Source organism: Pseudomonas sp. LAMO17WK12:I10, assembly GCF_900215185.1.
In the GTDB taxonomy this organism is placed as follows: domain Bacteria; phylum Pseudomonadota; class Gammaproteobacteria; order Pseudomonadales; family Pseudomonadaceae; genus Aquipseudomonas; species Aquipseudomonas chlororaphis.
The window spans coordinates 86467-107027 of record NZ_OBDX01000025.1 but is presented as its reverse complement, the minus strand read 5'-3'; the positions used below and the strand labels follow the sequence as shown (position 1 = coordinate 107027).

At 63.6% G+C, this 20561-nt stretch carries 20 protein-coding genes; 10 read left to right on the top strand and 10 right to left on the bottom strand.

The genetic code is table 11. The annotated features are described in order from the left end of the window. Positions 1 to 889 precede the first annotated feature (889 nt). A complete protein-coding gene (locus CRO75_RS24335) occupies positions 890 to 1273 on the top strand; it encodes a hypothetical protein (protein ID WP_097138735.1) in 384 nt (127 codons plus the stop codon). Between the two features lie 221 nt (positions 1274 to 1494). Here the strand turns inward: CRO75_RS24335 and CRO75_RS24330 are convergent, their stop codons facing one another. Further along, on the bottom strand, positions 1495 to 3414 hold the full coding sequence (locus tag CRO75_RS24330; RefSeq protein ID WP_009042080.1) for a methyl-accepting chemotaxis protein: 1920 nt from the start codon (positions 3412 to 3414) through the stop codon (positions 1495 to 1497). A 382-nt stretch (positions 3415 to 3796) separates the two neighbouring features. On the opposite strand from CRO75_RS24330, the gene CRO75_RS24325 reads away from it, so the two are divergent. The 3 genes from CRO75_RS24325 (at position 3797) to CRO75_RS24315 (ending at position 5821) form a co-directional block, all read left to right on the top strand. Then, the gene (locus CRO75_RS24325) at positions 3797 to 4453 is read left to right on the top strand and encodes a histidine phosphatase family protein (protein WP_097138733.1); all 657 of its coding nucleotides are present in this window, start codon (positions 3797 to 3799) and stop codon (positions 4451 to 4453) included. Between the two features lie 25 nt (positions 4454 to 4478). Continuing rightward, positions 4479 to 5345 (top strand): phosphatase PAP2 family protein, encoded by an 867-nt coding sequence (locus CRO75_RS24320; RefSeq protein WP_097138731.1) that lies wholly within the window; start codon positions 4479 to 4481, stop codon positions 5343 to 5345. A gap of 140 nt (positions 5346 to 5485) precedes the next feature. Then, positions 5486 to 5821 (top strand): hypothetical protein, encoded by a 336-nt coding sequence (locus CRO75_RS24315; RefSeq protein WP_097138729.1) that lies wholly within the window; start codon positions 5486 to 5488, stop codon positions 5819 to 5821. 89 nt (positions 5822 to 5910) lie between these two features. On the opposite strand, the gene CRO75_RS24310 is transcribed toward CRO75_RS24315, so the two are convergent. The 6 genes from CRO75_RS24310 to CRO75_RS24285 all read right to left on the bottom strand — a co-directional run bounded on the left by CRO75_RS24310 (position 5911) and on the right by CRO75_RS24285 (position 11920). Beyond that, complete coding sequence (locus tag CRO75_RS24310; protein WP_097138727.1) at positions 5911 to 7365, bottom strand: phospholipid carrier-dependent glycosyltransferase; 1455 nt, start codon at positions 7363 to 7365, stop codon at positions 5911 to 5913. Between the two features lie 240 nt (positions 7366 to 7605). Beyond that, entirely contained in the window at positions 7606 to 8373 is a 768-nt protein-coding gene (locus CRO75_RS24305) for an ATP-binding cassette domain-containing protein (RefSeq protein ID WP_097138725.1), read from the bottom strand. Between the two features lie 21 nt (positions 8374 to 8394). After that, a complete protein-coding gene (locus CRO75_RS24300; protein ID WP_097138723.1) occupies positions 8395 to 9108 on the bottom strand; it encodes an ABC transporter permease in 714 nt (237 codons plus the stop codon). Next, positions 9105 to 9794 (bottom strand): histidine ABC transporter permease HisQ, encoded by a 690-nt coding sequence (gene hisQ, locus CRO75_RS24295; RefSeq protein ID WP_097138720.1) that lies wholly within the window; start codon positions 9792 to 9794, stop codon positions 9105 to 9107. The genes CRO75_RS24300 and hisQ overlap by 4 nt, the downstream gene beginning before the upstream one ends. Positions 9795 to 9888: 94 nt before the next feature. Next, positions 9889 to 10677 (bottom strand): ABC transporter substrate-binding protein, encoded by a 789-nt coding sequence (locus CRO75_RS24290; RefSeq protein WP_097138718.1) that lies wholly within the window; start codon positions 10675 to 10677, stop codon positions 9889 to 9891. A 73-nt stretch (positions 10678 to 10750) separates the two neighbouring features. Next, positions 10751 to 11920, bottom strand: coding sequence for a M20 aminoacylase family protein (locus CRO75_RS24285; RefSeq protein ID WP_097138716.1), 1170 nt, complete (start codon positions 11918 to 11920; stop codon positions 10751 to 10753). A gap of 152 nt (positions 11921 to 12072) precedes the next feature. Here CRO75_RS24285 and CRO75_RS24280 point away from each other — a divergent pair, with 152 nt between their 5' ends. Next, positions 12073 to 13026, top strand: coding sequence for a LysR substrate-binding domain-containing protein (locus CRO75_RS24280; RefSeq protein WP_097138713.1), 954 nt, complete (start codon positions 12073 to 12075; stop codon positions 13024 to 13026). 128 nt (positions 13027 to 13154) lie between these two features. Continuing rightward, on the top strand, positions 13155 to 13499 hold the full coding sequence (locus CRO75_RS24275) for a hypothetical protein (protein ID WP_009042086.1): 345 nt from the start codon (positions 13155 to 13157) through the stop codon (positions 13497 to 13499). Between the two features lie 6 nt (positions 13500 to 13505). Here CRO75_RS24275 and CRO75_RS24270 read toward each other — a convergent pair whose 3' ends face one another. Continuing rightward, positions 13506 to 14060: a GNAT family N-acetyltransferase gene (locus CRO75_RS24270; protein WP_097138711.1), complete on the bottom strand. Its 555-nt coding sequence runs from the start codon at positions 14058 to 14060 to the stop codon at positions 13506 to 13508. A 339-nt stretch (positions 14061 to 14399) separates the two neighbouring features. Here CRO75_RS24270 and CRO75_RS24265 point away from each other — a divergent pair, with 339 nt between their 5' ends. Then, entirely contained in the window at positions 14400 to 14717 is a 318-nt protein-coding gene (locus CRO75_RS24265) for a hypothetical protein (RefSeq protein WP_097138709.1), read from the top strand. 79 nt (positions 14718 to 14796) lie between these two features. On the opposite strand, the gene CRO75_RS24260 is transcribed toward CRO75_RS24265, so the two are convergent. Further along, complete coding sequence (locus tag CRO75_RS24260; RefSeq protein ID WP_097138707.1) at positions 14797 to 15402, bottom strand: TetR/AcrR family transcriptional regulator; 606 nt, start codon at positions 15400 to 15402, stop codon at positions 14797 to 14799. 130 nt (positions 15403 to 15532) lie between these two features. Here CRO75_RS24260 and CRO75_RS24255 point away from each other — a divergent pair, with 130 nt between their 5' ends. The 3 genes from CRO75_RS24255 to CRO75_RS24245 all read left to right on the top strand — a co-directional run bounded on the left by CRO75_RS24255 (position 15533) and on the right by CRO75_RS24245 (position 19305). Further along, positions 15533 to 16609: a sugar phosphate isomerase/epimerase gene (locus CRO75_RS24255; RefSeq protein WP_097138705.1), complete on the top strand. Its 1077-nt coding sequence runs from the start codon at positions 15533 to 15535 to the stop codon at positions 16607 to 16609. A gap of 2 nt (positions 16610 to 16611) precedes the next feature. Beyond that, positions 16612 to 17493 carry an alpha/beta hydrolase gene (locus tag CRO75_RS24250; RefSeq protein ID WP_097138703.1) on the top strand — a complete coding sequence of 294 codons (882 nt, stop codon included), beginning with the start codon at positions 16612 to 16614 and terminating at the stop codon, positions 17491 to 17493. Between the two features lie 174 nt (positions 17494 to 17667). Further along, positions 17668 to 19305 carry a glycosyltransferase family 39 protein gene (locus tag CRO75_RS24245; RefSeq protein WP_097138701.1) on the top strand — a complete coding sequence of 546 codons (1638 nt, stop codon included), beginning with the start codon at positions 17668 to 17670 and terminating at the stop codon, positions 19303 to 19305. Between the two features lie 39 nt (positions 19306 to 19344). Here the strand turns inward: CRO75_RS24245 and CRO75_RS24240 are convergent, their stop codons facing one another. Beyond that, the gene (locus tag CRO75_RS24240) at positions 19345 to 20445 is read right to left on the bottom strand and encodes a polyamine ABC transporter substrate-binding protein (RefSeq protein WP_097138699.1); all 1101 of its coding nucleotides are present in this window, start codon (positions 20443 to 20445) and stop codon (positions 19345 to 19347) included. Positions 20446 to 20561: the final 116 nt, after the last annotated feature.

Below are 20561 nucleotides of genomic sequence, written 5' to 3'. Positions count from 1 at the left end.
TCAAGTTGGGTCGCTTTGATTTGAAAGATGCCCAGGACGGTTACATCAGGCTCAGTCCGGCGTCATAGGCCTGATTTGGTGTTACCTATGTGCCTGAACTTTTCTGTTACCTATGTGGTTGTCCCGTTCACGCCCCTGGCGTACGGCCTTCGCTGCGCTCAGGTTCCCTCGCTCCGGCGTCCATCAGGGGGCATCGACTCCGGTCGGCTTCGCTTCGACCTCCATACGATGTCCTCGACTGCGTCGAGGGGCGCTGCGCGCCATCCCCCTGATGAACGCCTCCACTCGGCCTCCCGATGGGGCGGGTAGATCAAAATCAAAAGCCAAAGCTGCGCCATGCGCGACCTACCGGTCGGCGCTAGCCCTGTAGCCGCTGCCGAGCTTGCGAGGCTGCGATCGACCCCGAAGGGGGCGCAGGGATTTTGAAACCGCTGGAGGACCTTCGGTCCTATCGCAGCCTCGCGGGCTCGGCAGCGGCTACAGACCGGTTATATCGGCGCTTTTTGTAGGAGCGAGCTTGCTCGCGATCAGGTCCCGCGGCTGACAGGTTTGTCGTGTAGGACGCTGTCTGAAAGTGAGGCTCTTCGCTTTCTTTTGTAAGGCTTTTCCGAGAAACTCCGGGGCGCTTGCGTCTGGGAAGGGGGCTCTCTAGCCTCGGGTTCGTCACCGGTTTTTCGGTGATCGGGTTTAGCAGCTCGCTTCCAAGTCACGCAGGTATCGCTGTCAGCTCAACCAATGATGTTCGGTTGCTGTTTGCTGTCATGGCGGCTGTGCGTGGGGCACCTTCGGGTGCGCCGGAATCTTGGACCGGTCTGCTAACCCGCGTACAGCTGCCACCCTCATTCGTTTAGCAGCGGTAGGTGGTGGCTCCATTCCAAGAGGATCCGCCATGAAAAAGCTCGTCCCCGATCCACCCGTTTCCCTTCCGTGCTCACGTAGAAATCCTGAGCATGATCGTGCCAATGAAAGCATGCTTCAGGCGCTGTGCCGGCATCGTGGTGATGGTTCGCCGATGGATGCGCTCAAGCCAACCGTGGGGACTGTCGTTGGCCGTGACTCGTTGTTTTGTGTTCGCGAGGGCATCAGCGCCGAGGAGGCGTTGCTTCACGTTTCGATCCTGCTCAAGGCCGCCGAAGAGGTGTCCGATGAGATCACCGAGCGGGCCAGTGGCGTGGAGCGTGGCCTGATCTGGTCGATGATCCACAACGTGGAGATGGCGCGGGGTGTGGTGGATGCGCTGCTCGACGGCAGCCGCCCGCCAACGCAGGTCTGAACCCGAACCCCGAACCCCGAACCCCGAATCTGGAATCTGGAACCCGAACCCTGTAGCCGCTGCCGAGCCCGCGAGGCTGCGATCGGCCGCGAAGCGGACGCAGGGGCTTGAGACCGCTGGAGGACCTTCGGTCCTATCGCAGCCTGCGGCAGCGGCTACAGGGATTGGGGAGGGTGGGCGGCCTGTCGCGAGCGAGTGTGCTCGCGACAGGGCCTTGAGGGTCAGACGCGGAAGTGGCTGACCATCATTTGCAGCTGGTTGCCCAGGCGCGCCAGTTCGACGCTGGAGGCGGCGGTTTCATCGCTGGCGGCGGCGGTCTGTTCCGAGACGTCGCGCACGTTGATGATGCTGCGGCTGATTTCCTCGGCCACGGCGCTCTGCTGTTCGGCAGCGGCGGCGATCTGCTGGTTCATCGACTGGATGTTCGACACCGTGCGGGTGATGTTCTCCAGGGAGACACCGGCCTTGCGGGTCAGGTCGACGCTGCTGTCGGTCAGGCTGCGGCTGTTGTTCATCACATTGGCCACTTGCTGGGTGCCGTTCTGCAGGCCGGCCACCAGGCCTTCGATTTCCTCGGTGGACTTCTGCGTGCGTTGCGCCAGGGCGCGGACTTCGTCGGCGACCACGGCGAAACCGCGACCGGCTTCACCGGCGCGGGCGGCTTCGATGGCGGCGTTCAGCGCCAGCAGGTTGGTCTGTTCGGCCACGGCCTTGATCACGTCCATGACGCTGCCGATCTTCTGGCTTTCCTGTTGCAGCACGCTCATGGCGTCGGTGGAACGCACCACTTCGCTGGCCAGGCGTTCGATCTGGGCGATGGCTTCGGCCACCACCTTGTCGCCTTCGCGGGCTTCGCCGTCGGCGGCGGCCGCGGCTTGCGAGGCTTCTTCGGCGTTGCGCGCGACTTCCTGCACGGTGGCGGTCATCTCGTGCATGGCGGTGGCCACCTGGTCGGTCTCGACCTTCTGGCTGTTGACCCCGGCGCTGGTTTCCTCGGTCACCGCCGACAGCTCTTCGGCGGCGCTGGCGATCTGGGTCACGCCGTCGCGGATGCCCGTGATCAGTTCGCGCAGGGTCACGCCCATGCGGCCGATGCCTTGTTGCAGCACGCCGAGTTCGTCGCGGCGGGTGACGCGCACGTCCTGGGTCAGGTCGCCGGACGCGATGCGCTCGACCACGGTCATGGTTTCACGCAGTGGGCGGGTGATCTGGCGGGTGATGATCACCGCGGCCAGGATGCCCACCAGCAGCGCCAGCAGGGTGCTGATCAGTTGCAGGCTGCGGGCCTGGACGCTTTCTTCGTCGCGGCGGTCGAGCTGGAACTGGTACAGCTCTTCGCTCTGGCTGACGATCAGGGCACCCTGTTCGGTCATTTCCTTGCGCGCCTGGCCGGCTTCGCTGACCGCGGCCTTGAAGGTCAGCAGGGAGGTGCGGTAGTCATCCAGCGCTGTTTTCAACTGGCGCAGGGCATCGCCCTGGGTGCTGCTGAAATGGCTGTCCAGGCCACCCAGCGCGGCAATCGCCGCGTTCATCTGGGCGGCGGCATTGCGTTCGGCTTCCGCGGTGCTGTTGTAGATGTATTCACGGACTTCGAAACGCGCCAGCAGGAACTCCTCACGGGCCTTGGTGATGGCCTGGAACTGTTCGAAGCGCTGGTCGCTCAGGGGCATTTGCTGAACGCGCGTGGTGATGCTGTTGATCAGGTTGCGCGCCGTTTCCGAGTTGCCGTTCATCACCGCGCGGGCGGCGTTGGCGTTGCGGTAGGCATTGCGCATCTTGTTCAGGGACGCCTGGTAGGCGCTGATGGTGGCGCCCTGTTCCTTGAGCAGCTTGATGTTGGCCGGGTTCTTGAAGCTGTTCTGCAGCTTTTGTTGCTGGGCCGAGAAGTCGTCCAGGGAGGCCTGCACATTCTGCGCGGCGGTTTCGTCGCCGTTGGTCAGCATGTATTGCAGGCGGGTCACGCGCAGCTTGGTCAGCCCGGCGTTCAGTTGGGTGATGTCGCTCATCCAGTTGCTGCGGTCGATCAGACCGCCCAGGCTGGTCCAGCCCGTGATGGCGAGGATGGTAGTCAGGGCCAGGACCAGGCCGAAGCCCAGGCCTAACTTGAGATTGACGCTGATGTTGCCGAACCAGCTATTCATGCAATTCCTCCAGGAACGTTGTGCTGCTTGATCGTGTATCGCTGGAAGATTGTTGTTATTGGTGGCCAGCAAGGATTTGTTCGCAGGTGTGTATCGGCGGCAAGGGCAATAGCTGAAACGATTTCGTCGCATTAGTTTTTTGCACCATTTTGGGGCTTTTCAAGGGCCGGATTTCGCTCCAGAAACCGCCTGGCCGATTGAGCTTTTTTTCACATCCGTTTCACCCCTGGCCCACGCCAGGCTCCCTAGAGTCCGTCCATCGATCGGGTGCCTCGCACTCGATTTGTCATGAGCGGCGGTTAGCGTCTGCTGCGCTGCTCAACTCAATGTCTGGTGGTCATATAGGGGCGGCTCGCACGTGGCGTCAGGACTCAGTCTTCCGGTGGCAAAGCCCGCGCTCGTCGCGAGCCGTTTTGCCCGTTATCGCAATACCCTGGTGATCGCCCTGGTGGCCTTGCTGGTGCTGCCGCTGGTGTTCTTTGTGCTCAAGCCCGCGGCGGTGCCGGACCTGGCCCACGGCAACCTGGCCGGCGCCAGGGCCTTGAGCGCCGGCTGGGCCAAGGGCCAGATGATTGTGCTGATTCGTCACGTCGAGCGTTGCGACCATTCCAGGGCCGCCTGCCTGAACGTGCCCGACGGCATCACCGACCGTGCCCGTGACGTGGCGGTGGGTGTGGGCGCGCAGTTCGAACACCTGGGGCTGGACAAGGCCGACATCTACCACAGCCCGCTGACCCGCGCGGTACAGACCTCGGGTTATATGTTCAGCAAGGCCGGCAGTGGCGAAGACTGGCTGTTCGACTGCAAACGCAGCCTGTTGCGCGATGCCCTGGCGCACAAGGTGGCCGGGCGCAACCTGGTGCTGGTGACCCACAGCGAATGCATGGCCGCGCTGGAGAAGGCGCTGAAGCTGCCGTCCTCGACCCTGGGCTACGGCGCCTCGTTGTTCGTCTCCACCGATCCCCTCGACGGGCGTCCGCACATGCTCGGCTTCATCGAAGCCAGCGACTGGCGTTCCGTTGCCTTCAATCGCCCCTGACCGTCCCTTGCCCGAGACTCTGCATATGCCGGCGCTTTCCCGTTCCCGCTTTACGGCCTGGAGCTTTTATAAATGGAACCTTGGCCTGCCGCTGCTGTGCGCGGCGCTGGTGTTCCTGATGTTCGACATGACCCGGATCGACATCGCCTTCAGCGACCTGTTCTTCGATCCGCTGAGCCAGACCTTCCCGCTGGATCACTCCCATCTGTTCGAGAAGATCACCCACAAATGGGCGCGGATCATCCCCAACTGGACCGGCGAGCTGGCGCTGATCGGGCTGCTGCTGTCGTTTGTCTGGCCGTTGTTCAAGGGCGCAAGGTTCGGCCGCGGCAAGGCCTTGCTGGAGAGGCTCCGCGTGGCGCCGGTATTGCGTTTTACCGCGCGCCATCGCCGGGACCTGCTGTTCGTGGTGGTGGCCTTCGCCCTGTGCACCGGGGCTATTCACTACCTCAAGGGCCACACCAGCGTGTACTGCCCGGTGGAAACCACCCAGTACGCCGGCAAGATCGAGCACAAGGAGTGGTATGAGAACTTCGAGCTGTTGAAGACCGCCGGTGACGGCCGCTGCTGGCCGGGCGGCCATGCCTCGGGCGGTTTCACCCTGCTGGCACTGTACTTCGTGGCCCGGCGTTATCGCTGGCGCCACGCCAAGGCGCTGCTGTACGGCTCGCTGCTGCTGGGTTTCGTCTATGGCACCACCCGGGTGCTGCAGGGTTGGCACTACATGTCCCATACCTTCTGGGCGGGGATCGTGGTGTGGATCACCTGCCTGCTGACGGCGCTGCTGTTTTATGGCCGCGCGCGCCTGGAACAACCGGTGCTGGCGCACAGCGAACCGGGGGCCGAGCAGTCCGCGGCGCCGATCGATAACGGCGCTTCAGTAGCTGACTGAATCGTCAGTGCGAGGCACCTGGCGGGAGAGGGCCCCGGCGCAATTTTTGGCGCTTGCCGATGTTTTTTGGGTGACCAGAACTGTTAGGGTGCGCGCCCCGGAGAAAAGAGTTCCCGGGTTCCTGGTTTATGGAGTCATGCATGAAACACTTGAGCAAAGTTGCCGCCTCGGCGCTGGTTGTCCTGGCCATGGCTGGCTGCACCGGCACTGCGATGAAAACTCAGCAACTGGATAGTAGCCAGTACACCGTGGTCGGTCACAGCGAAGCAACGGCTACCGGCATCATGCTGTTCGGGGTCATTCCAATCCGGCAGAACAACCGCTTCGTCCGCGCCCAGACTGCGGCCATCCAGGCCAAGGGCGGTGACGCGATGATCAACACCCAGATCCAGGAAAACTGGTTCTGGGCCTGGGTCCTGAGCGGTTACACCACCAAGGTCTCCGGCGATGTGGTCAAGCTGAAATCCGTTCAGTGAGCCATGTCGGCGCCGGTGCGAAAGCCTGGCGACGAGATAAAAAAAGGCACCCATGAGGGTGCCTTTTTTATGGGCGCTCACTGTGCCGGTCAGTGGCCGACAAAGTAGTAGGCCTGGCGACTGACCGTGACCTTCTTCAGTACCTTGAGCGGTGGCTTGGGGTCTTCCTCCAGGGCCATGACCGCTACGTTGTTCGGCGAGGTGCCGAGAAACTCATTCAGTTGGGCTTCGGTCTGCACATCCTTGAGCAGGCTCTGGGTGTAGAACACGCTGGCGCCGGCCGCGCGTTCGTTGGCCTGATACAGCGCCACCTGTTTCCCGGCGGCCTGTAGCGTCTGGATCTCGCTGATCAGCGGCACAAAGGACAGCTTGCGATCGGCCCGTGGCGCGGCCCACTGCGCGGCCACCAGGTAACTGCACACCACCAGCGTCAGCACGCCAATGGCCAGGCCGCGGCGCTGACGCCCCACGATGCTCCAGAACCCATCACCCGCGGCGCGCTGGCGCAGGCGTTCGTACAGCACTGCCGCGTATTCGGCCGCCAGCACCGCCGCGGCCGGGGTCAGCGACATCAGGTACACGGTGCGCTTGCTCGACGCCAGGCACAGCAGGGTGAACTGGGCTACGAGCCACAGGCTGAAAAACAGCAGGTAGCGGTTTTTCACCAGGCTTTTGCGAAAGTGCCACAGGCCCAGGTAGACCAGGATGTTCCACGGCAGGAAGGCTTGCGGCAGCTTAGCCAGGTAGTAATAGAAGGGCTCGTAATGCCCGGCCTCGACAAAGGAGCCATCGAAACGCCCGACGCTGTTGGTCCACAGCACTTCGCCCAGGGCTTGCAGGCCCCCGCGCTGGTACAGGAAATACAGCCAGATCAGCAGTGGCACCAGACCGAGCAGGGTCAGCAGGGCGGGTTTGAGCCAATGGCCGAGGGCGAAGCGCTTTTCGATCAGGCTGTCGGCCAGCAGCCAGGCGAAGATCACCACGCCCGGCATCGCCAAGCCCAGCACGCCCTTGCTCAGGGTGGCGATAGCGATGCCGAGGGCGAACAGCAGCCAGCCCAGGGTGGCCGGCTGGCCTTCGGCCTGGCGCCGTTGGGTGTGGAAAAACGCCAGCAGCGCCAGGGTCACGCCGAGGCTGAGCAGGGCGTCTTCACCAACCCCGCGCACATTGCCCCAGTAACTGGCCATGGTCGCCAGCATGGCCCCGGCGACCCAGGCCACCGCTGGCGGCCGGCCGAAGCGGCGCAGCATGGCGTACAGCAGCATCACGCTGAACAGCCCGGCGAAGGCCGAGGCCAGGCGCACCGCCCACGGCGTGCCGCCGAATACGCGGATGGCGCTGGCATCGAGCCACAGGCTCAGCGGCGGTTTTTCCAGGAAGGGCTGGCCGAACAGGCGCGGCGTCACCCAGTCATCGTCCAGGTGCATCTGCATGGCGATCCCGGCGACCCGGGCTTCGGTGGAGCCTTGCAACTGGTGGTTGCCCAGGGCGAAGAAGAACAGCAGGGCGGCAAGCAGAAGCAACAGCGGTGCGGGTCGCGACATGAGGGGACTGCCGAAGAGATTGCGCCGGGGAGGATCAGGCGCTCCGAGTATACGGAGGTGATTCTTAACAAATCGTGAACGAGGGAGGGATTGGGCGGCGACGCTGGCGGCTGGCGGTTTATCCGGGGCGGTGGCGAAGTACCGCGCTCCCGGGCGCCAGGCCAATCCCTGGTCCTGGCGCCCGAACGCGGCCCCGCCGCCGGGTGTAAGGGGCCACACCCGACGGCCTTGCTCAGGACTCTATTTGAGGCTGCCGCAAAGAAACTGCTTCAAGCGCTCGCTGCTGGGGGTTTCCAGTACGCGCTCGGGCGGTCCTTCCTCTTCCACCCGGCCCTGGTGCAGGAACATGACGTGGTTGGAGACTTCGCGGGCGAAGGCCATCTCGTGGGTAACCACCACCATGGTCCGGCCTTCCTCGGCCAGTTGCTGCATGACCCGCAGCACCTCCGACACCAGCTCCGGGTCGAGGGCCGAGGTCGGCTCGTCGAACAGCATTACCTGTGGCTCCATGGCCAGCGCCCGGGCGATGGCCACGCGCTGTTGCTGGCCGCCGGACAGGTAGGACGGGTACTGGGCCTCGACCTTGGCCGGCAGGCCGACTTTGTCCAGGTACTTGCGGGCCCGCTCGATGGCCTCGTCACGGGCGATGCCCAGCACATTCATCGGGCATTCGATGATGTTTTCCAGCACTGTCATGTGGCTCCACAGGTTGAAGTGCTGGAACACCATCGCCAGCTTGCTGCGCATCGCTTGCAGCTGCTTCGGGTCGGCCGCGCACAGTTCGCCCAGGCGGTTCTTGCGGGTGCGCAGCTCTTCGGCGTTGACCACGATGCGTCCGCCGGACGGTTGTTCAAGGTAGTTGATGCAGCGCAGGAAGGTGCTTTTGCCGGAACCGGAGGAGCCGATGATGCTGATCACATCGCCGGCCTTGGCCTTGAGCGACACACCCTTGAGCACCTCGTGGCTACCGTAGTTCTTGTGCAGGTCTTCGACGATCAATTTGTACATGCGAGCCTCTCCCGTAAGGGATCAGTGAGTCTGTGGCTTGAGGTAGGCCAGCCAGCGCAGTTCGGCGCGGCGGAACAGCCAGATCAGGACAAAGGCGCTGCAGGCGTAGAGCACGCCGGCAATGCCGAAGGCGCTGAAGGAGGCGTAGGTGGCCGAGTTGACGTCGCGGGCGACCTTGAGCAGGTCCGGCACCGTGGCGGTAAAGGCCACGGAGGTGGAGTGCAGCATCAGGATCACTTCGTTGCTGAAGGACGGCAGCGCCCGGCGCAAGGCCGATGGCAGGAGGATGCGCCGGTAGAAGGTGAAGCGGTTCATGCCATAGGCCTTCGCCGCTTCCACCTCGCCATGGGCGATGGAGCGGATGGAGCCGGCGAAAATCTCCGTCATGTAGGCGCAGGTGTTGAGCCCGAACGCCAGCACCGTGCAGTTGAAACCGTCGCGAAAGAACGCGTCGAGAAAGTCCTGGGCGCGCACCACGCTCAGGCTGTAGACCCCGGCGTAGAAGAACAGCAGCTGGATGTACAGCGGCGTGCCGCGAAACACATAGGTGTAGAGCCACACCGGGGTGCGCAGCAGTGGGTTGCGGCTGACCCGGGCCAGGGACAAGGGTACCGCCAGGGTGAAGCCGACCAACACCGACAGCACCAGCAACCATAGGGTCATGGCCAGCCCGGACAGCTGCGCGGCATCGCTCCACAGGTAGGCCTGCCAGTACTCCTGGAGAATATCGGTCATAGCGCGGCCCTCTTCACACCGACCGAGTAACGCTGGCTCAGCCAGATCAACACCAGGTTGGAAAGACTGGTGATAGCCAGGTATATCAGGCCGCCGACCAGGGTGAAGTAAAAGAACTGCATCGAACCCTTGCCGGCGTCCTGGGTGGCCTTGACCACGTCGCTCAGGCCGATGATCGACACCAGCGCCGTGGACTTGATCAGCACCAGCCAGTTGTTGCCGATGCCCGGCAAGGCATGGCGCAACATCTGCGGGAACAGCACTTTGCGAAAGGTCTGGGCGCGGCTCATGCCGTAGGCCCTGGCCGCTTCCTGCTGGCCCCGGGGCACCGCCTGGAACGCGCCGCGAAAGGTCTCGGTGAAGTAGGCACCGTAGATGAAGGCCAGGGTCAGCACCCCGGCGAGGAATGGGTCGATGTCGATCTGCGCCATCTGCAGCCAGTCGGTGAGCTGGTTGAGCAGCATCTGCAGGCTGAAGAACAACAGCAGCATGATCACCAGGTCGGGCATGCTGCGGATCAGCGTGGTGTAGCCGCCGGCGAGCGCTTGCAGGCCACGGTTGCCAGAGGCCTTGGCGCTGGCGCCGAGCAGGCCCAGGAGCACCGCCAGCAGCAGTGACGACAGGGCCAGTTTGAGGGTGGTCAGGGTGCCCTGCAGAATCTGCGGGCCAAAACCTTCCAGAAGCATTTCACGCCCCTTGTTGTTATTAGAGTGAGCTGAAAAAGGCGGCGACGCGGCCGTGGCGGCGGCGGGCGTCGCGCCTGGCGTTGCGCAGTCGCGGTCAGGGCCCGCCGTAGATGTCGAAGTCGAAGTATTTGCGGTTGATCCTGGCGTAGGTGCCGTTGGCCAGGATGGTCGCCAGCGCCTTGTTCAGGTCCTCGCGCAGTTCCACATCGTCCTTGCGCAGGCCGATGCCGTCGCCGACACCGAAAAAGCCCGGGTCGCTGAGGGTGTCGCCGGCGAACTCGAAATCCTTGCCCATGGGTTTGGACAGGAAGCCGTAGCTGGCCTGGATCGACGACTGCAACGAGGCGTCGAGACGCCCGACGATCAGGTCGGCGTACACCTGGTCCTGGCTCTGGTAGGAGAGAATCTGCACCCCTTGGGCGCCCCACTTGGCCTTGGCGTAGGCCTCCTGGGCCGAGCCCTGTTCGACGCCGACCCGCTTGCCCTTGAGCGAGTCGAGGGTCGGCACCAGGCCCGCGCCGCGCTTGGCGATCAGCCGCGCGGGGGCGTTGGATATCTTGTCGGTGAAGGCGATGCGGGTCATGCGCTTGGGGGTGACGGTCATCGACGAGGCGATGGCGTCGAACTTGCGCGCCAGCAGGGCGGGGATCATCCCGTCCCAGCTGCTTTCGACCCACACGCAGCGGGCCTTCAGCTCGGCGCACAGGGCTTCGGCGATGTCGATGCCAAAGCCGCTCAGCTTGCCGTCGGGGTCTTTGTATTCCAGGGGCGGGTAGGTCGGGTCCACGCCCAGCTTCAGCACCTTGCCCGACCAGTCGGCCGCGCCGGCGCTGGCCGACACCGACAACAGCACCCATGAAACCGCAGCGATCATTTTTTTCATTGTTTTTTCCTCGGTTAATCGCCGGCTACGTCAGTGATGACACTGCTACAGCCTTTTGTCGCTACCTGACCACTCAGCCAAGAAAACGCTCGGCCAGCTTGACCCAATAGGTCGCGCCGATGGGCAGGCAGTGGTCGTTGAAGTCGTAACCCGGGTTGTGTAGCAGGCAGCTACCCTCGCCCTGGCCATTGCCGATCACCAGGTAGCTGCCGGGGCAGCGTTCGAGCATGAAGGCGAAGTCTTCGCTGGCGGTGAACGGCTTGAGGTCGTGGATCAACTGTTCGTCGCCCAGCCACTCGCGGGCCACTTCCCGGGCCAGGGCGGTTTCCTCGGGGTGGTTGATCAGCACCGGATGGCAGTGCTGATAGTCGATCTGCGCCTGGGCGCCAAAGCTCGCGGCCTGGCCGTGCACCAGCTCGGTGATGCGTCGTTCGAGCAACTGGCGCACCTCGGGCGTCAGGGCGCGCACGCTGATGCTCATGTCGGCCGAAGCGGGGATCACGTTGGAGACGGTGCCGGAATGGATCGCGCCGACGCTGACGATGGCCGTGTCCTGGGGGTTGATATTACGCGCGACGATGCTTTGCAGGGCGACCACGATCGAGGCACAGACCAGCACCGGGTCGACCGCCTTGTGCGGCACCGCGCCATGCCCGCCATGGCCGATGATCTTCACGCTCACGGTGTCGGCCGAGGCCATGAACGGGCCGCTGTAGAAGCCCAGATGCCCGGTCGGATGGCCCGGCACGTTGTGCATCGCGAACACCGCGTCGCAGGGGAAACGCTCGAACAGGCCGTCATCGAGCATCGCCCGGGCGCCGCCCAGGCCTTCTTCGGCGGGCTGGAAAATCATCTGCAGGGTGCCCTTGAAGTTGCGCGAGCGCGCCAGGTAGTGCGCCGCCGCCAGCAGGGTGGCGGTATGCCCGTCGTGGCCGCAGGCATGCATCACCCCGTCGATCCGGCTGGCATGGGGCACGCCGCTGGTTTCCTGGATCGGCAGGGCGTCCATGTCGGCCCGCAGGCCGAGCGCGCGGCCCTGGCCATTCTTCAGGGTGGCCACCACGCCGGTGCGGCCGACGCCGGTGCTGACTTCATAACCCCATTCGCGCAGTTGCCCGGCCACCAGTTCGCTGGTGACGAACTCTTCGAAACCCAGTTCGGGATGGGCGTGGATCCTGCGGCGCAGGGCGATCATCGCGTTCTGCTGCTCGGCTATTTCGGGTAGCACGTAACGGGCGTTCATGGTGGGGCTCCTCGGCCAGGGTCGCTCGCCAGCTCGGACCCGTCGGGCGAATCGTCGAGGCGCTGTCGGGCTGATCTTAGGCATCGGGTGGCCTGTCGGGGAGGCTCAGTTTGGTTATGATGACAACCTGAAGTTGTCACCTGGGCACGCCGATGAAATTGCATCAACTCCAAGCCTTGATCGCCAGCGCCGAGACCGGCAGTATCCGCGGCGCCGCGCGTTCGCTGAACCTGTCCCAGGCGGCCGTGACCAAGGCGCTGCGCGAGCTGGAAACCGCCCAGCAGCTGCCGCTGTTCGTCCGCACCCCCAGCGGCCTGAACTTCACCGAGTACGGCAAGGTGCTGCTGACCCACGCCCGGCTGGTGCTCAAGCAACTGGAGCATGCCCAGGCCGAACTGGACCAGTTGCGCGGCAAGAACAGCGGCCGCCTGTGTGTCGGGGTCACGCCATGGATCGCCCTGACCCTGTTGCCCGAGGTGGTGCTGGAGTTTCGCCAGCGCATGCCGCAGGTGCGCCTGGAGCTGTTCGAAAGCCTGATGGCGGTGGCCCAGCCGCTGCTGCGCGACGGCAGCATGGACTTCGCCATCGGCCAGTTGCACCCGTCCCAGGCGCCCCAGGACTTTTCCTGCGAGACCCTGCTGGACTATCAGACCTCGGTATTGGTGCGCCAGGGCCATGCCCGGCAGAACGCCCGCTCGATCCATGAGCTGCTCGATCAGCAATGGACTTTGAACTACGCCCCGGATGGCCACGACGCGCTGATGCAGGACCTGTTCTGGCGCCACGGCGCGCAGATCGACGAACGCCGCATCGTCCGTGCCCATTCCCTGGCGATCCTGCAAATGATGGTCGAGCGCGCCGACATGTGTACCTGGGGTCCGACCATCATGAGCACCGCGCCGCCGTTCCTCGGGCGCCTGGTGTCGTTGCAACTGGAGGAGCAGTTCGAACCCCGGCACCTGAGCATCGTCACCCGCTGCAACGTCGCCCTGAGCAACCCGGCGCTGTGTTTCACCGATTGCCTGCTGCAGGTGATCCGCCGGCATGCGCGCTCGGCGCGCAAAGAGGACCGGGCCTTGTTCGAGACCGTGCGCCTGCGAGTCTGAGGCGGGCCGCGGAGTGCAAGCAGGTTGCGGCAATCGTCACTACGCTGGGAGGTGCGCCCGGCGGGTGATTGATCTTTGAAAACGCCCAGGGCGCCTTTCTTTCCTGCGGCTGAACAGGTGCCTTAAACATGCGCAAACTGTGGCGAAAGTATCTGGACCTGCTGGACGGCGACCTGAACACGCGGGTCTTCGACAACGTCAAGAACCTGCTGGTCTGCGCCTTGCTGTTCGCCGCCGGGACCAACGCGCTGCACAGCGACCACCACCTGTTCCTGGGCCTGTTCGGCTCCAGCCTGACCGGCTGGGGGCTGATCGGGGTGTCGGCGCTGCTGATGCTGCTCAATGTCAGCGACGGCCTGCGCCGGCTGGCCAGGCTGCCTTATCACCGGCTGCTGCAGGTCGCGCTGTTCCTGGTGTACCTGGTCCTGGCGGTGCGGGTGGTGGAGATCGTCTGGAACTTCCGGGCCGAGTAGCGCCAGTCACACCAGGGCGTCGTTGACCCGCGCGGTGAGCACATGATCCTGCCAGCGCCCGGCGATCTGCAGGTAGACCCTGGCATAACCTTCGCGCTCGAACCCCTGGCGTTCCAGCAATGCGGCACTGCGCTGGTTGTCGGGGATGTAGTTGGCCATGATCCGGTGCAGCTTCAGCTCGTCGAACATATGGCCGATGGCGGTCTGCAGCGCCTCGTGCATCAATCCCCGGCCCTGATGGGCCGCGGCAAGGGAATAACCCAGGTAACAGGCTTGGAACGCCCCGCGCATGATCCCGGTGAAATTGCACGTGCCGATCATCTGGCCGCTGGCCTTTTCCAGCAGGGCGAAATGCACGGCATTGCCAATACCATAGGCGACTGCCTGCTGTTCCAGGCGCAGGCGTACCTGTTCGGTGCTGTAGTAGTGGGCCGGTCGTAACGGCGACCAGGGCGCCAGGTGTTGCTGGTTGTCCAGGTGATAGGCGCTTTCGAGTTCGGCCTGGGCCGGGCTCAGCACCACCAGGTCGAGGCGGGCGCTGTGGAGTTCAAGGAGGGCCATGAAAGTATCTCGACATAAGGAGGACAAAGGCTTGCTGTCATCGCGACAACAGACAAAAACTCTACAAAAAAACGCGTGTCGACCACCCCGGAAATACCCTATACAGAGAGCGGCCCGCAATCGCCCATGGCGTTCGCGGGCGCCCGTACCACCCACCACGCAGGAGATGGACATGTTCAGGTTCCTCACGGTCACTGAATTAGAGCAAACCCCTCGGCATCGTCATGGCGGCTCCGTCAGCGGAGCCATTACTGCCTGGGAGCTGAAAAATCTGGCTCTCAATACCAAGGGGTTTGTCATATGTCCAAAGAATTACTCGGAGTTTCTGCTGTAGGGCTGATGGTGCTGGGCGAGTTTTGCGCGATCTACAGCGAAGTGGCCGCCGCCCGCCTGGCGCATACGGGCAACACGTCATGGTCGGACCTGGCGTTGCCTGTACTGATCATGTGTTTCGCCGGCATCTGCCTGATTGGCGCCTATTGGCTGGGCTATTTGGCGGTCGGCGATATCTGGATGATCACGGTGGTGTCGGTGACCTCGCTGTTGCTGCTCGAACCGCTGGTGATCTGGTCGGTGTTCCGTGAGTTGCCGGGGCGCGGCACCCTGATCGGCTGTTGCCTGGGCGCGCTGGGCATGCTCTCGGCGGTCTTTCTGTAACTCGCGCAATGACTCGAATACGGCCTGGCGGCGATCCCGCCGGGCCGTTTTTTTGTCCGCGATTGGCGGCTCGCCAGTGTTAAGTGGCCGCTTCGGTTTGCGCATCGAAGGCCGCCATGGCCATGGGAATCATCGCCAATAGGCGCGACCTGCCGATGCCATCCCGAGCCTGCACCGACAGCCCATGTAGCACCGTGGCATAGCAGTCCCCGAGGGACGTCACGTCGGTGCGCTTGGGCAGCTCGCCGGAGCGCACGGCCTGCTCCAGGCGCTCGATGATGGAGCGGGTCCTGTCGCGGCGGTGTTCGGCCAGCCATTCTCTGATGCCGTCGTTGTCCGCCGAGCAATTGGTGGCGGAGGACACCACCATGCAACCCAGTGGCCGGTCGGGCTGGGTATAGAGTTCGACGGCTTCCCTGAGCATGCGCTCGATGGCATCGCGGGCACTGATATCGTCGCCCAAGGCCGCGTCGGCAAAGGCGCCGTCGCCCGACTCGTAGACTTCGATGGCTTCGCGAAACAACGCTTCCTTGGAGCCAAAGGCCGCATAGATGCGCGCCGAGGCGATGCCCAGTGCGTCCACCAGGTCGGACATGGACGTGGCCTCGAAGCCGCGCTGCCAGAACACATCGCGCGCCTTGTACAGGGCCTGCTTTCGGTCGAATTCGCGGGGTCTGCCAGCCATGTCCAGTTCTCGATGCAAAGGGAGTGCTGTCAATTATTGGTCGATCGACAAAAAAATCAAGCCATCGTATTGACGGGGTGTTGAGGGCAGTCCTATTTTTTGTCGACCGACAAACAATAGGGCGTGAACCATGAAAACCCTCAAGGGACCGAGCCTGCACCTGGCTCAATTCAGTGATGCGGCACCGCCATTCAATACCCTGCCCGCCATTGCCGCCTGGGCGGCGGGGCTGGGCTTCAAGGCGCTGCAAGTACCGGCCTGGGATGAACGGCTGTTCGATGTCCGCCTGGCGGCCAGCAGCCAGGATTATTGCGATGAGGTCAGCGGCACCCTGGCCGAGCATGGGCTGGTGATCAGCGAACTGACTACCCACCTGTTCGGCCAGTTGGTGGCCGTGCATCCCGCCTACGACAGCCTGTGCGATGGCTTCGCCCCGGCGGCTCTGCGGGGCGACAGTGGCGCCAGGACCCAGTGGGCTCTCGAACAGTTGAAACTGTCCGCCAAGGCTTCGCGCCGGTTGGGCCTCAGCGATATGGGGACCTTTTCCGGCTCGTTCGCCTGGCCCTATTTCTTTCCCTTTCCACAGCGCCCGGAAGGCCTGATCGACTCGGCGTTCAATGAACTGGCCAAGCGCTGGCTGCCGATTCTCGACGCCTGTGACGAGCAGGGGGTGAACCTGTGCTACGAGATCCACCCTGGCGAGGACCTGCATGACGGTGTGAGCTTCGAGATGTTCCTGAAGCGGGTCGGCAACCACCCACGCTGCAAGATGCTCTTCGACCCCAGCCATTTCGTCCTGCAGCAACTCAATTACCTGGACTACCTGGATATCTACCACGAGTTCATTCGCATGTTTCATGTGAAGGACGCCGAGTTCAATCCCACCGGCCGCCAGGGCATCTACGGCGGTTATCAGCCCTGGGCCGAGCGGGCCGGGCGGTTCCGTTCGCTGGGCGACGGGCAGGTGGATTTCAAGGGGATCTTTTCCAAGCTGGCGCTCTATGACTATGCCGGCTGGGCGACCCTGGAATGGGAGTGCTGCCTGAAAGACCAGGAGCAGGGCGCGCGCGAAGGCGTGGCCTTTATCAATGAGCACATCATCCAGGTGACGGACAAAGTCTTCGACGACTTCGCCGGCGCGCCGCTGGACCAGGCCCAGATCAACCGACTGCTGGGCATTGCCCAGCCCTCCCATCAAGGACGCTGAACATGGATCTTTTCGAGCAGCAGGCTTTTGCCGGGCGTGACTACCGCCATGGCTACGTACAGGTGGACGGCGGGCGCATTCACTATGTCAGTGAGGGCCAGGGCAAGCCTGTGTTGTTGATCCCCGGGTGGCCGCAGACCTGGTTCACCTGGCGCCACGTCATGCAGGCGCTGGCCTGGCAGGGTTACCGGGCGATCGCGGTCGACCTCCCCGGCATGGGCTTGTCCGATCGCCCCGAACAGGGCTACGACACCGGCACCACGGCGTCTCGCCTGCAGGCCTTGATGCTGGCGTTGGGTTACAGCCAGTACTCGGTGGTGGGGCACGATGTCGGCATGTGGGTGGCCTACGCCTTGGCCAGCGACTATCCGCAGGCGGTGGAGAAACTGGCCCTGACGGAGGCGGTGATTCCCGGCCTGGCCGAGGCGCCGACGATCTTCGCGCCTGCGGGGCAGAACATCTTTCTCTGGCACTTCATGTTCAACCAGTTGCAGGACCTGCCGGAGATGCTGATCGCCGGGCGGGAGGCGCAGTACCTGGCTTACATGTTCGAAAAGTGGTCGGTGCATCAGGAGCGGGTCGCGATCCAGACCTATGTCAAAGCCTACTCGGTGCCCGGTGGGCTGCGGGGCGGGTTCGCCTATTACCGGGCCATCCCCGAGAGCATCCGACAGAACCGCGAGCGTGCCAGCCGCCCACTGGAAATGCCGGTCCTGGCGATTGGCGCCGAACACGCCACCAACGATGCGCCGCTGCTGACGATGAAGGGCAATGCCCTGAGACTTCAGGGGGCGATAGTGCCGGGGTGTGGCCACTTCATTACCGAAGAGGCACCCGAGGCCTTTATTGCTCATCTGCTGCCGTTTCTTCGGCAGGAGGACTGAACACGCCAAGCTGAGTGATCAAGGGGAGGGGGCGCCAGCCTGTCTTTGCGAGTGGGGCTGATGGGAGGCCAGCATTTTTTTGCAGGCTGTTCAGGGATGGTTCAGGGCCTGGCGCTGCAACATGGCAGCCGGCATGCCCAGCCTTCGGGCAGTGCACCTTCTGACGGATCATCCATGGACCACCACCGCATTCGCATCGAGATGTTGGGCGTCTTTCTGTTGGGCCTGCTGCTGTTCACCCTGGGCATCTGGGACCAGCCGGCGCAAGGCTTCGATGGGCGCTGGATGTTGTTCTTGCAGGAGATGTTCCGCCACGGCGCGAGCCTGTTTCCCACCACCTATGGCGAGCCTTATCCGGACTATCCGGGCACCGCTACCTTATTCAGCTATGGCTTTGCCCAGCTGTTCGGCACCCCTAACGAATTGGCCAATATCTTGCCCACGGCGCTGGCCTCGGCCGGGGTGCTGGCGTTGCTGTACCGCCTGCTGGCGCCGTTCGACCGTACCTGGGCGCTGCTGGCGGTGCTGCTCACGGCGCTGACCACCCAGTGGCTGGAGAAGTCGCGCTCGGTATGCCTGGACCAGATGGTCTCGTTGCTGTGCCTGGGCTGTTTTTACCTGCTGCACAGCGGCGAGCAGCTGGGTTCCAAATGGCGCCAGTACGCGATTTTTCCGCTGTTCGTCATCGCCTTCGCCATCCGCGGTCCCCTGGGGTTGATCGAGGTCTGCGGCGTGGCCTGTACCTACTGGGCATTGAGTACTTGCCGGGCACCGGGTGACGGCTGGCGGCTGTTGAGCAAGGTGCTCGCCCATGGGCTGATCGGCCTGATCCTGCTGGCTGCCTGCTGGTGGGCGTTGATGCAACTGGCGCAGTTCAGTGGCGGCGAAGCCTTCGCCCGGCAGGTCTACCAGATGCAGGTGGGCGGGCGCCTCGATGAAAGCGGCGAGCCGCTGTATTTCTACTTTCAGCTCAGCCTCTACCGGTACTTCCCGGTGGTGCCGCTGGCGCTGGCGACACTGTTCGTCCTGCGCCGGCAATGGTCCATGCGGCACTCCGACGACACGCTGCAACTGCTGGCGCGCCTGGGTGCCTGCGGGCTGATGATCCTGCTCGGCTTGTCGGTGCCGCACTTCAAGCGTGCCTATTACATCCTGCCCATGGTGCCGATGTTCGCGGCGGTCGCGGCATACGGCCTGCTCCACCCGCAGCGCTGGCTGCTCAGGGGGCGCTGGTTTTATCTCGGCCTGGTGGCGCTGTTGCCGGGCTTGTGCGCCGTGGCGCTGCTGGTCTGCCGCCACAGTTGGCAGAAGCATGGTTACTGGCCGGCGCTGTCATTGCCGCTGATGATGGCGGTGTTTTTCGGCCTGCAGGTGCTGGCGCTGCATGTCTGGCAAACCACTCGCAATGCGCCCGGGCGGCGCCTGGTGCTGCTCAGCTTGTTGGCCCTGGCGGCGCAGTGGTGGCTGCTGGTGAAGGTGATCGAGCCGGCCAAGGATCTGCAATTCGCCACCCGGGGTTTTGTCGACCAGGTCGAGCAACTGCGTGGGGAGGACCGCGGCACCCTGGTGTTTCTCAACCTGGGCAAAGACACTTGGGCGGTGCGCTACATGATGAACCTGGACCACGACGAGCAGCCGCGGTTTATCGGCAAGGACGATCTGGCGCCGCTGGCGTCGTTGCCACGTCCGGCCTGGGTGATCCTGGCGCGCAAGGATCGGGCATTGCTGGCGGGAACGGCCCTGGAGCAGGCGACCCCGGTGTTCGAGGGGCGCTTGAACGGCAATCCCTGTCTGGTGTTCGAGCTGAAGTGAAGGCCAGGCAACCCCAGGGCGGGGCTGCCTGAGGGCGGATTATTTATCCGACTTGATGCTGGTCCAGACTCGCGTCCGCACGCGCTCCAGCTTTTGCGGCAGCGGCTGCACCACATAGAGCTTCTTCAGGGCTTCGGGGGTTGGCGTCAGGTCGGTATTGCCGGTGATCTCCTTGTTGATCAACGCAATCGAATCCTTGTTGGCGTTCGGGTAACCGAGGAAATCACTGATGGGCGCGATGACTTTCGGGTCCAGCAGGGTGTTGAGGAACTCATGGGCCTCGGCGACATTCTTCGCGCTCTTGGGAATGGCGAAGGTGTCGAACCAGATCGGCGCGCCTTCCTTGGGCAGGCGCCAGTCCACCACCACGCCGTTGCCAGCCTCTTTGGCGCGATTGCCGAACTGGTAGAAGCTGCCGGAATAGCCGATGGCCACGCAGATGTCGCCGTTGGCGATATCGGTCATGTATTTGGCCGAGTTGAAGTAGGTGACATAGGGGCGGACTTTCAGCATCAGTTCCTTGGCTTTTTCATAGTCCTGCGGGTTCTGGCTGTTGGGATCCAGGCCCAGGTAATGCAGGGCCAGCGGCAGGATTTCCGACGGCGAGTCGAGCATGGCCACGCCGCAGGACTTGAGCTTCTCCATGTTCTCCGGCTTGAACACCAGGTCCCAGCTGTCCACCGGCGCGTTGTCGCCCAGCGCGGCCTTGACCTTGGCAGGGTTGAAGCCGATCAGCACCGTACCGTACATGTAGGGCACGCCGTACTGGTTGCCCGGGTCGTTGCGGTCCAGCAGCTTGAGCAGCTCGGGGTCCTGGTGCTTCCAGTTGGGCAGCTTGGACTTGTCGAGCTTCTGGAACACCCCGGCCTTGATCTGGGTGTCGAGGAACTGGTTCGACGGCACCACCAGGTCGTAGCCCGAGTTGCCGGTCAGCAGCTTGGCTTCGAGGGATTCGTTGGTGTCGAAGGTGTCCCAGGTGACCTTGATGCCGCTGTTCTTGGCGAAGTCCTTGGGCACCGACGGCAGGATGTAGTCGGCCCAGTTGTACACCCGCAGCTCACGCTGCTCGGCCTGTGCCGCGCCGGCCAGCAGCGACAGCCCACAAACGGTGGCACTCAGTATGCGTTTCATAGTGGCCATGAATGGTTTCCCCAGCGTGGCGATGGTTTTTATGTTCTGTACGCGGCAGGCGGTCCTTGAAAGGCAAAGGACAAAGAGGGTCAAGGTTCACAAGGGCGGTTCTGGTGACAGCCTGG

Coding starts and splice junctions, on each gene's coding strand:
- CRO75_RS24335 (WP_097138735.1), top strand. CDS start 890: ATGAAAAAGCTCGTCCCCGATCCACCCGTTTCCCTTCCGTGCTCACGT.
- CRO75_RS24330 (WP_009042080.1), bottom strand. CDS start 3,414: ATGAATAGCTGGTTCGGCAACATCAGCGTCAATCTCAAGTTAGGCCTG.
- CRO75_RS24320 (WP_097138731.1), top strand. CDS start 4,479: ATGCCGGCGCTTTCCCGTTCCCGCTTTACGGCCTGGAGCTTTTATAAA.
- CRO75_RS24315 (WP_097138729.1), top strand. CDS start 5,486: ATGAAACACTTGAGCAAAGTTGCCGCCTCGGCGCTGGTTGTCCTGGCC.
- CRO75_RS24310 (WP_097138727.1), bottom strand. CDS start 7,365: ATGTCGCGACCCGCACCGCTGTTGCTTCTGCTTGCCGCCCTGCTGTTC.
- CRO75_RS24305 (WP_097138725.1), bottom strand. CDS start 8,373: ATGTACAAATTGATCGTCGAAGACCTGCACAAGAACTACGGTAGCCAC.
- CRO75_RS24300 (WP_097138723.1), bottom strand. CDS start 9,108: ATGACCGATATTCTCCAGGAGTACTGGCAGGCCTACCTGTGGAGCGAT.
- hisQ (WP_097138720.1), bottom strand. CDS start 9,794: ATGCTTCTGGAAGGTTTTGGCCCGCAGATTCTGCAGGGCACCCTGACC.
- CRO75_RS24290 (WP_097138718.1), bottom strand. CDS start 10,677: ATGAAAAAAATGATCGCTGCGGTTTCATGGGTGCTGTTGTCGGTGTCG.
- CRO75_RS24285 (WP_097138716.1), bottom strand. CDS start 11,920: ATGAACGCCCGTTACGTGCTACCCGAAATAGCCGAGCAGCAGAACGCG.
- CRO75_RS24280 (WP_097138713.1), top strand. CDS start 12,073: ATGAAATTGCATCAACTCCAAGCCTTGATCGCCAGCGCCGAGACCGGC.
- CRO75_RS24275 (WP_009042086.1), top strand. CDS start 13,155: ATGCGCAAACTGTGGCGAAAGTATCTGGACCTGCTGGACGGCGACCTG.
- CRO75_RS24270 (WP_097138711.1), bottom strand. CDS start 14,060: ATGGCCCTCCTTGAACTCCACAGCGCCCGCCTCGACCTGGTGGTGCTG.
- CRO75_RS24265 (WP_097138709.1), top strand. CDS start 14,400: ATGGTGCTGGGCGAGTTTTGCGCGATCTACAGCGAAGTGGCCGCCGCC.
- CRO75_RS24260 (WP_097138707.1), bottom strand. CDS start 15,402: ATGGCTGGCAGACCCCGCGAATTCGACCGAAAGCAGGCCCTGTACAAG.
- CRO75_RS24255 (WP_097138705.1), top strand. CDS start 15,533: ATGAAAACCCTCAAGGGACCGAGCCTGCACCTGGCTCAATTCAGTGAT.
- CRO75_RS24250 (WP_097138703.1), top strand. CDS start 16,612: ATGGATCTTTTCGAGCAGCAGGCTTTTGCCGGGCGTGACTACCGCCAT.
- CRO75_RS24245 (WP_097138701.1), top strand. CDS start 17,668: ATGGACCACCACCGCATTCGCATCGAGATGTTGGGCGTCTTTCTGTTG.
- CRO75_RS24240 (WP_097138699.1), bottom strand. CDS start 20,445: ATGGCCACTATGAAACGCATACTGAGTGCCACCGTTTGTGGGCTGTCG.